This window comes from Streptomyces sp. NPDC091387, from assembly GCF_044756945.1.
Classification (GTDB): domain Bacteria; phylum Actinomycetota; class Actinomycetes; order Streptomycetales; family Streptomycetaceae; genus Streptomyces.
Window position 1 is genome coordinate 1 of sequence record NZ_JBIVTZ010000013.1, and the last position, 12,200, is coordinate 12,200.

Consider the following 12,200-nt stretch of genomic DNA (forward strand, 5'->3'; position numbering starts at 1 on the left):
TTCCGACTCTATCAGACTCTTTCGTGTCCGATTCCCGGTCGAAGCGGGCCTCGCAGTTTCGCTTTCCAGTTCTTCGCTTTCGCGTTTCCCTTTCCGGCGAGTCCGACTCTATCAGATCCTTTCGGGCCTGATTCCCAGTCAGTGGGGCTTGTCTTCCGGGCCGTTGGGCCGTTCCGACGAGTGAGACTTTAGCGGAATCCAGGCCCCCGACGCTAATCGGGGCCACGTTCCTTCGAACGTGGATTCCTCATTTCGCGAATGCGCACACAGGCAGGCGACAGCTGTCGCTCGCTCGTTGTGGTTACTGCGGAATGGCTGTCCGGGGACCGACCGGGGTCGGCGCTCACGTCGGACAACTCGGAGCACATTACGGATGCGGGTCGGGCGTGTCAACCCCGGGTCCTGCCGGGGTGTGGTGGAAGGCCAGGCGGTAGTCACGGGGGCTGGTGGACAGGTGGGTCGCGAAGTGCTGGCGCATGGTGATCTCGCTGCCGAAGCCGGTGCGGCGGGCGACTTCGGGGAGGGGGAGATCGGTGCGCTCCAGGAGCTTCTGAGCTGCGGCGATGCGTTGGGTGATCAGCCAGCGCAGTGGAGCGGTGCCGGTGGTCGCCTGGAAGTGGCGGGCGAAGGAGCGCGGGGACATGCCCGCGCGCGCGGCGAGGCCGGCCACCGTGTGCGGTTCGGCCAGATGTGTCAGGGCGAAGGCCCGTACCGCCGCGAGGGTGTCGGCGTCGCGGTCGGTGTGCGGGGTGGGGTGCTCGATGAACTGTGCCTGGGTACCGGTACGGAACGGGGCCGTGACCATCGAACGCGCGATCGTCGCGGCGGCCTCCGCGCCATGGGCCGTACGGACGAGGTGCAGGCAGAGATCGATGCCCGCCGCCGTGCCCGCGGAGGTCCAGAGGTTGGCGTCGTGGACGAACAAGGCGTCGGGAACGACCGTCACGCCGGGGTGGTGGGTGCGCAGGAGGTCGGTGAGGTTCCAGTGGGTGACAGCCCGCCGGCCGTCCAGGAGCCCCGCCTGGGCGAGCGTGAAGGCGCCTCCGCAGAGGGCGGCGATCGGTGTGGCGCGGGCATGGGCGCGGCGGAGCGCTTCGAGGACCGGCGCGGGGGCCGGTGTCAGGTGGTCGTCGAGGCCGGGGACCACGATCAGGTCGGTGCCGGACAGCCAGGCGAGCGTGCGGTCGGGGGCCAGCGAGAGGCCGCCGCGCAGCGGGATGGGGGCGGGGTCGGCCGCCGTGCGGCGCAGGTCGAACGCCGGGACGTCCCGGTCGGTGCGGTCCACGCCCCAGACCTCCGTGATGACGGAGACGTCGAACGCGCGGATGCCCGGGAAGGAGACGAGCGCGATCCGGGACGGGGCGGCGGTCCTGCTCGGGGGCGTGGCCATGCTGGCAGTAAAGCATCGATCGATGGCTTTCCGGCCTCTGGGCCGCCGGGGCCGGGGGCGGCAGCATCGTGGCCATGGATATCGCGGAGAACGCAGCGCTGGTCGTGGTGGATGTGCAGCGGGGATTCGAGGAGGAGGGGTACTGGGGGCCGCGGAACAATCCCTCGGCGGACCGGAACATCGCCGGGCTGATCGACGCCTGGCAGGCGGGCGGGCGGCCGGTCGTGTTCGTACGGCATGACTCGCCGAAGCCCGATTCGCCGCTGCGGGTGGGATATCCGGGGAACGACTTCAAGCCGTACGTGGAGGAGCGGCGTGGAAAGGGCGGTGGGCCCGAGCTGTTCCTGACGAAGAGCGTGAACTCGGCGTTCTACGGGACGCCCGATCTGGGGGCGTGGCTGAGCGCGGGCGGGGTGCGGCAGATCGTGGTGGCCGGGATCCAGACCAATATGTGCGCGGAGACGACGGCGCGGATGGCGGGGAATCTGGGCTACGAGGTGTTCTTCGCGTTCGACGCGACGTACACCTTCGACGGCGCCGGTCCGTGGGGATGGACGCTCGGCGCGGAGGAACTGGCGCGGGCCACCGCCGTGTCGCTGCACGGCGGTGGGTTCGCGGAGGTGGTGCGCAGTGCGGAGCTGATCGAGGCCGCCGCGCGGTAGCTCAGCCGTTGCCGGAGGCGAGCTCGCGGCTGCGGTCGCGGGCGGCTTCGAGGGCAGCGATGAGAGCGGCGCGTACGCCGTGGTTCTCCAGCTCGCGGATGGCGCTGATGGTGGTACCGGCCGGGCTGGTGACGGCTTCGCGGAGCTTGACCGGGTGCTCGCCGCTGTCCCGGAGCATCACGGCCGCGCCGATGGCGGCCTGGACGATCAGGTCGTGGGCCTGGGCGCGGGGCAGGCCCAGCAGGATGCCGGCGTCCGTCATCGCCTCGACGAGGAAGTAGAAGTACGCGGGGCCCGAGCCGGAGAGCGCGGTGGCCGCGTCCTGCTGGGACTCGGGGACGCGCAGGGTCTTGCCGACCCCGCCGAAGATCGCCTCGGCGGTGGCGAGGTGTGCGCCGGTGGCGTGGCTGCCCGCGGAGATGACGGACATGCCCTCGTCGACCAGGACGGGGGTGTTCGGCATGACGCGGACGACCGGGGTGCCCTCGGTGAGGCGGTCCTCGATGAAGGCGGTCGTGATGCCGGCCGCGGCGCTGATGACCAGGCGGTCGGCGGTGACATGGGCGGAGAGCTCGTCGAGGAGGCGGCCCATGTCCTGGGGCTTGGCGGCGAGGATGAGGATGTCGGCGCGCCCGGCGGCCTCGGCGTTGCTGACGGAGTCGACCCCGTAGCGGTTGCGGAGCTCCTCGGCGCGCTCGGAGCGGCGGGTGGTGACCAGCAGGTTCGCCGGGCGCCACCCGGCCCGGATCATGCCGCTGAGCAGGGCTTCGCCGATCTTGCCGGTGCCGAGGACTGCAACTGTCTGGGTCATGCGGTTCACCCTCCGGGCGGTGCCGGCGGTTACGCGGTGCCGGCGGTTCTCGGTGCTCGTGCCCGCCATCCTCGCACCGGCCCGTCAGGTGGTGCGGCGGCGGAGGGTGGCGGCGCCGAGGGCGAGGACCAGGAGCGCGCAGCCCGCCACGATCACGATGTCGCGGATGAAGTCTCCGGTGATGTCCGGGTGGTGGAGGACCTGGTTCATGCCGTCGACCGCGTACGACATGGGCAGGACGTTCGAGATCGCTTCGAGGACGGGTGCCATCCGGTCCCTGGCGATGAACAGTCCGCAGAGCAGGAGCTGCGGGAAGATCACGGCCGGCATGAACTGGACGGCCTGGAACTCGGACGCCGCGAAGGCCGAGACGAACAGGCCGAGCGCCGTGCCGAGCAGCGCGTCGAGCAGGGCGACCAGGAGCAGCAGCCACGGTGACCCGGTGACGTCCAGGCCGAGGACCCAGACGGAGAGGCCCGTCGCCAGGAGGGACTGGAGGACGGCGACGGCTCCGAACGCGAGGGCGTAGCCCGCGATCAGGTCGCCCTTGCCCAGCGGCATGGCGAGGAGGCGTTCGAGGGTGCCCGAGGTGCGTTCGCGCAGGGTGGCGATCGAGGTCACCAGGAACATCGTGATCAGCGGGAAGATGCCGAGCAGCGAGGCGCCGATGGAGTCGAAGGTGCGGGGACTGCCGTCGAAGACGTACCGCAGCAGCGTGATCATGACGACCGGGATCAGCAGGAGCAGCGCGATGGTGCGGGGGTCGTGGGCCAGTTGGCGCAGGACGCGGGCGGCGGTGGCGAGGGTGCGGGCGGCGCTGAGGGGTGAGGTGGTGGTGGTCGTGCTCATCGGGCGTTCTCCTGACGGGTGGCGGCGGCGTCGACCAGGTGGAGGAAGGCGTCTTCGACGGTGTCGGTGCCGGAGCCGGTGCGCAGTGCCTCGGGGGTGTCGTCGGCGAGGATCTCGCCCTCGCGCATCAGGAGCAGCCGGTGGCAGCGCTCGGCCTCGTCCATGACGTGGGAGGAGATGAGGAGGGTGGTGCCCCGGTCGGCGGCGAGGCTGTGGAAGAGGCTCCACAGATCGCGCCGGAGCACCGGGTCCAGGCCGACGGTGGGTTCGTCGAGGACAAGGAGTTCGGGGGTGCCGAGCAGCGCCACGGCGAGGGAGACGCGGGTGCGCTGGCCGCCGGAGAGGGTGCCGGCGAGGGCGTCGCGGTGGCTGGTCAGGTCGACCTCGGTGATGGCGTGGGTGACGGCTTCGCGGCGGGCCTCCCGGTGTCGGCGGCCGGGCTGGAGGATCGCCGCGAAGTAGTCGAGGTTCTGCCGGACGGTGAGGTCCGTGTAGACGGACGGTGCCTGGGTGACGTACCCGATCCGCGGTCGGAGGGCGGGGTGGCCGGCCGGGCTGCCCAGGACGTCGAGGGTGCCGGTGACCTTGGCCTGCGTGCCGACGACGGCCCGCATCAGGGTGGATTTTCCGCAGCCGGAGGGGCCGAGGAGCCCGGTGATCCCGCCCCGCTCGACGGTGAAGCCGAGGCCTTTGAGGACGGTGCGGTTGCCTCGTACGACGGTGAGGCCGCGGGCCTCGATGGCGACGCCCGAAGAATTCATCATGTGATGAATATTGTCCCGGTGGCGTCCTTCCGTCAAGGGATCCGTGGCCGCCGCGCCACCCGGTTCAGCGGATGGCCACGCTCAGCTCGACGCCGTATGTCTCCTCCACCGTGCCGTCCGGGAAGCGCCGCGCGAGGTGCTCGCGCTCCTCGGAGAGGAAGCGCCGGGCGAGCTCGTCGCCGAGGACCAGGAACGCGGAGTGGCTGCCGAGGTTGGAGAGGTGGGTGGCCAGCGGGACGCGCCGGGTCCAGGGCACGCGACGGTGTACGAACGTGAGCTCGGGCGGCAGGTCGCGGGGGGACACGGCCGAGCCGTGGGCACCGGCGTTCACCGCCGCGGGCCCGGCCACCTCGGGCAGCTCGGCGGCGAAGAAGGCGAGCAGCCGTGTGCCCTGTTCCGCGACCCAGGCGACATCGGGGTCGGCGACGTTCCACCACAGGGCCAGCGCACCGCCCGGCCGCAGGACGCGCATGGCCTCGGGGGCCGAGCGGGCGGAGTCGGTCCAGTGCCAGGACTGGGCGTACGTGATCAGGTCGGCCGAGGCCGCGGCGAAGGGGAGGTGGTTGCCGTCGCCCCGTACCAGCGGGACGTCCGGCAGGGCCCTGCGCAGTTCCGCCGCCATCCCGGGGCCGGGTTCTACGGCGACGACGTCGGCACCCCGGTCGTGGAGCCGGCGGGTCGAGATACCGGTGCCCGCGCCGACGTCGAGGGTGCGGGCGCCCCGCAGGGGCCGGCCGGAGAGTTCCTCGACGGCGTCCAGGAGGGCGTCCGGATAGCCGGGGCGGGCCGCGCCGTACTGGGCGGCGGCGCGGTCGAACGACAGGGCGCGCGGGGGCGCGGGCGAGGGGCGCGGGGAGGACGACGGGGTCGGGCTGGAGTCCGGGGTGCTTGTAGTGGCCATGTGGCCATCGTGGCCTCGGCGGCCCGGCCGGGGCGAGGCGTTCACGAACCGGCGCGGCGCCGGGACGCCCTACTTGCGGCGGGCCTTCTTCGCCCTGGCCGTCTTGCGGACCGCCGGATTCCCGGTCCGGGCGGAGCGCCGCTTCGCGTACCGGACCTGGGCCGCCTCGTACTCCGCGCGCCGGAGCTTCTCGCCCGGCGCCTCGGAGAACGTGCGGATGAAGTAGGCGAGCAGCCCGCCGATGAAGCCGATGGTCTTGAGGCCGCGCAGGTTGTCCTCGCGGGCGGGGTCGGCCGGGCGGCCGCTGAAGCCCTCCCAGGTCTTGCGGAAGGCGATCGCGCTGCAGACGGCGAACATCAGGACCACCAGGATGCCGACGAAACCGCCGACGTCGGCGATCTCCAGACCCTGGTAGGCGAACCGCAGCACGAAGCAGGAGGCTGCGGCCGCGGCGAGCGAGCCGACGGCCACTCCGACGCGGCGCAGACCGTAGTTGCCGTCATGGGCGACCCAGGTGGTGCCGAAGAAGCGGATGGGCTCCGGCTGCGGACCGGGGGCGGTCGCGGTGGCGCCGTCGGGCGCCGTCGCGGACTCGGCGGTGCCGGGCGCGGTGTCGTCGGGGGTCTCGCTGTTCTCGCTCACGAGGTCGATTGTCCCAGGGCCGGGGCGGTGGCGCTGCGACCGCTCTCACGGACGCAGCGCCGTCGTGCGTCAGCCGCAGTGACTCCACGGGCTCGTGTACGAGTACGTACCGCCGCCCACCTCGATCAGGCCGCCCCACTTCACGCAGTGGGTGCCCGCGGCGAGCCGGACCGGGCCCGCGTACGAGGAGTACTTCCCCTGGTCCTTGACCTGCTCCTTGCCGTCCCCGTCCACATCGAGCCAGGCACCGGTGGTCAGCGTCTGGCCGGCGGTGGCGGAGGCGTGGAAGGTGACGACGCAGTTGTACTTGGTGCTCGCGTTGTAGAACAGGTAGACGCGGGCCAGTTCGACGGACGAGTCCCGGAACGCGTGCGAGTCGATCTGGGTGTACCCGGATCCACAGACACTGGCCGGAGTGACGGCGGCCGGAGCCGCGCCGGCCGGGGCCGCGCCGAGGGCCGCGAGGGCGGCGACGGCTGAAGTGATGACCGCTGAGTGACGTACAGAGGTGCGCATACTCCCCCATTCATGATCATGCAGGACGAGGGGGCGAGCTTACTGCGATCACCCGGTCACACGGAGTAGCTCTCGGGCCATGGCGGGACGCCCGCGGCGGTGCTCCTGGGTCCGGACATGCGTCCGGCCCCTCACGGGGAGGGGCCGGACGGGGGGGGTCGGTCAGCCGAGCCTGGAGACGTCACGGACGGCGCCGCGGTCCGCGCTCGTCGCCATGGCCGCGTAGGCGCGCAGCGCCGCGGAGACCTTGCGCTCGCGGTTCTTCGGCGCGTACACACCGTTCAGCGCCTCGCGGCGGGTGGTCAGCTCGGCGTCGGGGACGAGGAGCTCGATCGAGCGGTTCGGGATGTCGATCCGGATCCGGTCGCCGTCCTCGACGAGCGCGATCGTGCCGCCCGATGCCGCCTCCGGCGAGGCGTGCCCGATGGACAGGCCCGACGTACCGCCGGAGAAGCGGCCGTCCGTGACCAGTGCGCAGCTCTTGCCGAGGCCGCGGCCCTTGAGGAACGACGTCGGGTACAGCATCTCCTGCATACCGGGGCCACCGCGCGGGCCCTCGTAGCGGATGACGACGACGTCGCCCTCCTTGATCTCCTTACGGAGGATCTTGTCGACGGCGTCCTCCTGCGACTCGCAGACGACCGCCGGGCCCTCGAAGGTCCAGATCGACTCGTCGACGCCGGCCGTCTTCACGACGCAGCCGTCCACGGCGAGGTTCCCCTTGAGGACCGCGAGGCCGCCGTCCTTGGAGTACGCGTGCTCCAGGTCGCGGATGCAGCCGCCGGCCGCGTCCAGGTCGAGGGTCTCCCAGCGCTCGGACTGCGAGAAGGCGGTCGCGGAACGGACGCAGCCGGGGGCCGCGTGCCACATCTCGACGGCCTCCGGGGACGGCGAGCCGCCGCGGATGTCCCAGTTCTTGAGCCACTCGGCGAGTGTGTCGGAGTGCACCGAGTGCACGTCCTCGTTGAGCAGACCGGCACGGTGGAGCTCACCGAGGATGGCGGGCATGCCGCCGGCCCGGTGGACGTCCTCCATGTAGTACGTGCCGCCGGGCGCCACGTTCGGGGCGACCTTGGAGAGGCAGGGGACCCGGCGCGAGACCTCGTTGATGTCGTCGAGGTCGTAGGCCAGCTCGGCCTCCTGGGCGGCGGCCAGCAGGTGCAGGATCGTGTTGGTCGAGCCGCCCATGGCGATGTCCAGCGCCATCGCGTTGTCGAACGCGGCGCGGGTGCCGATGGCGCGCGGCAGGACCGTCTCGTCGTCCTGCTCGTAGTAGCGCTTGGTGATCTCCACGACGGTGCGGCCGGCGTCCTCGTACAGCGCCTTGCGGGCGGTGTGCGTGGCCAGGACGGAGCCGTTGCCGGGGAGGGCGAGGCCGAGGACCTCGGTCAGGCAGTTCATCGAGTTGGCGGTGAACATGCCGGAACAGCTGCCGCACGTCGGGCAGGCGTTCTCCTCGATACGGAGCATGTCCGCGTCGGAGATGCTCTCGTCGACCGCGTCACTGATCGCGTTGATCAGGTCGAGCTTGCGGACCGTGCCGTCGACGAGGGTGGCCTTGCCGGCCTCCATCGGGCCGCCGGAGACGAAGACCGTGGGGATGTTGAGGCGCATCGCGGCCATCAGCATGCCCGGGGTGATCTTGTCGCAGTTCGAGATGCAGATCAGCGCGTCGGCGCAGTGCGCCTCGACCATGTACTCGACGGAGTCGGCGATCAGGTCACGGGACGGGAGGCTGTAGAGCATCCCGGCGTGACCCATCGCGATGCCGTCGTCGACCGCGATGGTGTTGAACTCGCGGGGCACCGCGCCCGCGGCCTTGATCGCGTCGGAGACGATCCGGCCGACGGGGGCGAGGTGGGTGTGGCCGGGGACGAACTCCGTGAAGGAGTTGGCGACCGCGATGATCGGCTTGCCGATGTCCTCGCTCGCTACGCCCGAGGCCCGCATAAGGGCGCGGGCGCCCGCCATGTTGCGGCCGTGGGTGACAGTGCGGGACCTCAGCTGGGGCATCGTCTCTCGCTCCTTCGACAGTAAAGACTGGTTCCGAGCGTACGCCTCCGGCGCCAGGATGTGGACAGGGTGTCCGGAATCCGGGACCGGGGATTGCGGGGCGGGGGCGGTCAGTCCTCCGTCAGGTAGCGCTGCAGCGTGGGCCCCACCATGGCGATGATCTTCTCCGGGTCCGCCGATGCCAGGGGCTCCGCCCGGATCACGTACCGCAGCACCGCGATGCCCACCATGTGCGCCGCGGCCAGTTCCGCGCGGAAGGTGGCGTCGGGGACGTCCACCTGTTCCGCGATCCGGCCCAGCAGGCGCCGCAGCACGAAGTGGCGCAGGACCTTCGCCGCCGCGTCGTGGGTCATCGCCGAACGCATGATCGCGAGCAGGGGGGCCCGGGAGACCGGGTTCTCCCACACCCCGATGAAGTAGCGCGCCAGCCGCTCCCCCAGGTCCTCCGTGCCGCCGTCGAGGACGTCCGAGATCTCCAGGGCGGGCTCGAAGGAGACCTCGATCGCGGCGGCGAAGACCTCGTCCTTCGTACCGAAGTAGTGGTGGACCAGTGCCGCGTCCACGCCGGCCGCCTTCGCGATGCCGCGGACCGACGTCTTGTCGTAGCCGCGCTCGGCGAATTCGGTGCGGGCGGCCTCCAGGATGCGGGTGCGGGCGTCGGGACCGGCCGTCGCCTCGGTGCGGGAGGGGCGGCCGCGCCGTCTGGGGCTCGCGCCGCCGTCGCCCGTCGTCATGAGCGCGGCATCCGGGCGGCGGACGACGCGAGGTGCAGCCGGGTGAAGGCCAGCGCCTCGGCGAGGTCGGCCTCGCGTTCCGCGGTGGACATCGCCCGGCGGGTGTTGACCTCGACGACGACATGGCCGTCGAAGCCGGTACGGGCCAGCCGCTCCAGCAGCTCGGCGCAGGGCTGGTCGCCCCGGCCGGGCACCAGGTGCTCGTCCTTGCCCGAGCCCTTGCCGTCGGCGAGATGGACGTGGGCCAGCCGGTCGCCCATGCGGTCGACCATGGCCATGCCGTCCGTGCGGGCGGTCGCGGTGTGCGAGAGGTCCACGGTGAAGTGCCGGTAGTCGTCGTTGGTGACGTCCCAGTCGGGGGCGTACGCGAGCATCTCCCGGTCCCGGTAGCGCCACGGGTACATGTTCTCGACGGCGAACCGCACATCGGTCTCGTCCGCCATCCGCCAGATCCCGCTGACGAAGTCACGCGCGTACTGCCGCTGCCAGCGGAACGGCGGGTGGACCACGACGGTCGACGCCCCGAGCTTCTCCGCGGCCGCCCGCGCCCGCTGGAGCTTGACCCAGGGGTCGGTGGACCAGACGCGCTGGGTGATCAGCAGACAGGGGGCGTGAACGGCGAGGATCGGCACCTGGTGGTAGTCCGAGAGGCGGCGCAGCGCCTCGATGTCCTGGCTGACGGGATCCGTCCAGACCATGACCTCGACGCCGTCGTACCCCAGACGCGCGGCGATCTCGAAGGCCGTCGCCGTCGACTCCGGATAGACGGAGGCCGTCGACAGGGCGACCTTCGCATCCGGGATGCGCACCACTGGTTCTGCCACGCAGACAGCGTACGGGCCGCGGTGCGGTGCGCCGAGAGCGTCCGGCGGAAAGTGAGAAGGGCCATGACCCTCCCGCGACCGTCCGCGGCGCCCGTCAGGCCAGGGCCGCCGCCTCCCGTGCCGGCAGGTGGTCCAGGCGGCGCAGGATGACGCCCTCGCGCAGCGCCCAGGGGCAGATCTCCAGTTCCTCGACGCCCAGGAGGTCCATGGCGCCCTCCGCGACCAGGGCCCCCGCCAGCAGCTGGGCGGAGCGTCCGTCGGAGACGCCCGGCAGGCTCCCGCGCTCCTCGACGGTCATCGCGGCCAGCTTCGGCACCCACTCCTCCAGGGCCTTGCGGCTGAGGGTGCGCTGCACGTACAGCCCCTCGGTGGAGCGGGCGGCGCCCGCGATCCTGGCGAGCTGCTTGAAGGTCTTGGAGGTGGCCACGACGTGGTCGGGGCGGCCGAAGCGGGTGAACTCACCGACGCTGCGGGCGATCCTCGCCCGTACGTGCCGGCGCAGCGCCTTGACCTCCGCCGGGTCCGGCGGGTCGCTCCGCAGCCAGCCGGCGGTGAGCCGTCCGGCGCCGAGCGGCAGCGACACCGCGGCGTCCGGTTCCTCGTCGATGCCGTACGCGATCTCCAGCGAGCCCCCGCCGATGTCCAGGACCAGCAGCTTGCCCGCCGACCAGCCGAACCAGCGGCGGGCGGCGAGGAAGGTGAGCCGGGCCTCCTCGGAACCGCTGAGGACGGTGAGGTCGACGCCCGTCTCGTCCCGCACCCGGGCCAGCACGGTGTCGGCGTTGCTCGCCTCCCGCACCGCGGAGGTGGCGAACGCCAGCACGTCCTCGCAGCCCTTGTCCTCGGCGGCCTGGGCCGCGTCGGCGACCGTCGCGACCAGCCGGTCCAGGCCGAGCGGGCCGATCGCGCCGCCCTCGTCGAGGAGTTCGGCCAGGCGCAGCTCCGCCTTGTGCGAGTGCGCGGGCAGCGGGCGGGCGCCGGGGTGCGCGTCCACCACCAGCAGATGAACCGTGTTCGACCCCACGTCGAGGACTCCGAGTCTCATACGACGAACGCTACTGCGCCGGTCGGTTCGGACCGACCGGCGCATGGGGGTGGAAGAAGGAGCGGGGCCGGGTGCGTGCGGCCGCGAGGCGGAGGACCGAGGCGACGCGGGGCGTTGTCGAGTGACGACAACGCCGCAGGTGCGCGTGCCCGGCCCCGCGACGCCGCCCCGTGCGCCGGTCGGTCTTACTCTGGGCGCGTGCCAAAGACGAAAAAGGCGAAGCCGGACAAAGTCACGAAGAAGCAGAAAACGAAGCAGGAGATGCAGCAGCCGGAGACAGAGGGACCCAACGGGTCCGACGAGACGGGGATCGACTTCGCGCGGGCGTGGGTGGAGTTCCCGGACCCCGCCGACGACGAGCAGGTCTTCCGCTGCGACCTGACCTGGCTGACGTCCAGGTGGAGCTGCATTTTCGGCAGTGGCTGCCAGGGCATTCAGGCCGGTCGCGCGGATGACGGGTGCTGCACGCTGGGCGCCCATTTCTCGGACGAGGACGACGAGAAGCGGGTGGCCGGTCATGTCGCCCGGCTGACCCCGGACCTGTGGCAGTTCCACGGGGTGGGTACGGAGTCGGGCTGGGTCCAGACCGACGACGATGGGGAGCGCCAGACCCGGCGCTGGGAGGGTTCGTGCATCTTCCAGAACCGGCCCGGCTTCGCGGCGGGGGCCGGCTGCTCGCTGCACATCCTGGCGCTGCGGGAGGGCAAGGAGCCCCTGGAGACCAAGCCGGACGTGTGCTGGCAGCTGCCGGTCCGCCGTACGTACGACTGGATCGACCGGCCCGACGACACCCGGGTGCTCCAGGTGACGATCGGTGAGTACGACCGCAGGGGCTGGGGTCCCGGCGGTCATGACCTGCACTGGTGGTGCACCTCGGCGACGTCGGCGCACGGGGCCGGGGAGCCGGTGTACGTGTCGTACCGCCCCGAGCTGACCGAGCTGATGGGCAAGGAGGGGTACGACCGGCTGGCCGGGCTGTGCGAGGAGCGGCTCTCCTCGCTGCTGCCGATGGCGCCCCACCCGGCCGACCCGGTGTAGCCCCGGGGCCC

The 12,200-nt window shown here is 71.8% G+C and carries 13 protein-coding genes; 2 read left to right on the plus strand and 11 right to left on the minus strand.

Going from position 1 to position 12,200, the window contains the following annotated elements:
• Positions 1 to 367: 367 nt before the first annotated feature.
• Complete coding sequence (locus tag ACIQM0_RS26015) at positions 368 to 1,390, minus strand: GlxA family transcriptional regulator (RefSeq protein WP_401290863.1); 1,023 nt, start codon at positions 1,388 to 1,390, stop codon at positions 368 to 370.
• Positions 1,391 to 1,464: 74 nt separating this feature from the next.
• On the opposite strand from ACIQM0_RS26015, the gene ACIQM0_RS26020 reads away from it, so the two are divergent.
• Positions 1,465 to 2,052, plus strand: a complete 588-nt coding sequence (locus tag ACIQM0_RS26020) for a cysteine hydrolase family protein (protein ID WP_401290866.1) — start codon at positions 1,465 to 1,467, stop codon at positions 2,050 to 2,052.
• Between the two features lies 1 nt (position 2,053).
• Here the strand turns inward: ACIQM0_RS26020 and proC are convergent, their stop codons facing one another.
• The 10 genes from proC to ACIQM0_RS26070 form a co-directional block, all read right to left on the minus strand.
• Positions 2,054 to 2,863, minus strand: coding sequence for a pyrroline-5-carboxylate reductase (proC, locus tag ACIQM0_RS26025; RefSeq protein WP_385040308.1), 810 nt, complete (start codon positions 2,861 to 2,863; stop codon positions 2,054 to 2,056).
• A gap of 84 nt (positions 2,864 to 2,947) precedes the next feature.
• Positions 2,948 to 3,712: an ABC transporter permease gene (locus tag ACIQM0_RS26030; RefSeq protein WP_401290870.1), complete on the minus strand. Its 765-nt coding sequence runs from the start codon at positions 3,710 to 3,712 to the stop codon at positions 2,948 to 2,950.
• Positions 3,709 to 4,476, minus strand: coding sequence for an ABC transporter ATP-binding protein (locus ACIQM0_RS26035; protein ID WP_401290873.1), 768 nt, complete (start codon positions 4,474 to 4,476; stop codon positions 3,709 to 3,711). The genes ACIQM0_RS26030 and ACIQM0_RS26035 overlap by 4 nt, the downstream gene beginning before the upstream one ends.
• Before the next feature lie 64 nt (positions 4,477 to 4,540).
• A complete protein-coding gene (locus tag ACIQM0_RS26040; protein ID WP_401290875.1) occupies positions 4,541 to 5,377 on the minus strand; it encodes a class I SAM-dependent methyltransferase in 837 nt (278 codons plus the stop codon).
• 69 nt (positions 5,378 to 5,446) lie between these two features.
• Positions 5,447 to 6,019 carry a hypothetical protein gene (locus ACIQM0_RS26045; RefSeq protein WP_401290878.1) on the minus strand — a complete coding sequence of 191 codons (573 nt, stop codon included), beginning with the start codon at positions 6,017 to 6,019 and terminating at the stop codon, positions 5,447 to 5,449.
• A gap of 69 nt (positions 6,020 to 6,088) precedes the next feature.
• On the minus strand, positions 6,089 to 6,535 hold the full coding sequence (locus tag ACIQM0_RS26050) for a hypothetical protein (RefSeq protein ID WP_401290881.1): 447 nt from the start codon (positions 6,533 to 6,535) through the stop codon (positions 6,089 to 6,091).
• Positions 6,536 to 6,697: 162 nt separating this feature from the next.
• Complete coding sequence (gene ilvD, locus ACIQM0_RS26055) at positions 6,698 to 8,548, minus strand: dihydroxy-acid dehydratase (RefSeq protein ID WP_363029612.1); 1,851 nt, start codon at positions 8,546 to 8,548, stop codon at positions 6,698 to 6,700.
• A gap of 110 nt (positions 8,549 to 8,658) precedes the next feature.
• The gene (locus tag ACIQM0_RS26060) at positions 8,659 to 9,282 is read right to left on the minus strand and encodes a TetR family transcriptional regulator (RefSeq protein ID WP_363029610.1); all 624 of its coding nucleotides are present in this window, start codon (positions 9,280 to 9,282) and stop codon (positions 8,659 to 8,661) included.
• Positions 9,279 to 10,106 (minus strand): sugar phosphate isomerase/epimerase family protein, encoded by an 828-nt coding sequence (locus tag ACIQM0_RS26065; protein WP_401290885.1) that lies wholly within the window; start codon positions 10,104 to 10,106, stop codon positions 9,279 to 9,281. The genes ACIQM0_RS26060 and ACIQM0_RS26065 overlap by 4 nt, the downstream gene beginning before the upstream one ends.
• A gap of 94 nt (positions 10,107 to 10,200) precedes the next feature.
• The gene (locus ACIQM0_RS26070; RefSeq protein ID WP_401290887.1) at positions 10,201 to 11,151 is read right to left on the minus strand and encodes a Ppx/GppA family phosphatase; all 951 of its coding nucleotides are present in this window, start codon (positions 11,149 to 11,151) and stop codon (positions 10,201 to 10,203) included.
• A 198-nt stretch (positions 11,152 to 11,349) separates the two neighbouring features.
• Here ACIQM0_RS26070 and ACIQM0_RS26075 point away from each other — a divergent pair, with 198 nt between their 5' ends.
• Positions 11,350 to 12,189, plus strand: a complete 840-nt coding sequence (locus tag ACIQM0_RS26075) for a hypothetical protein (RefSeq protein WP_401290890.1) — start codon at positions 11,350 to 11,352, stop codon at positions 12,187 to 12,189.
• The last annotated feature ends 11 nt before the right edge of the window (positions 12,190 to 12,200 follow it).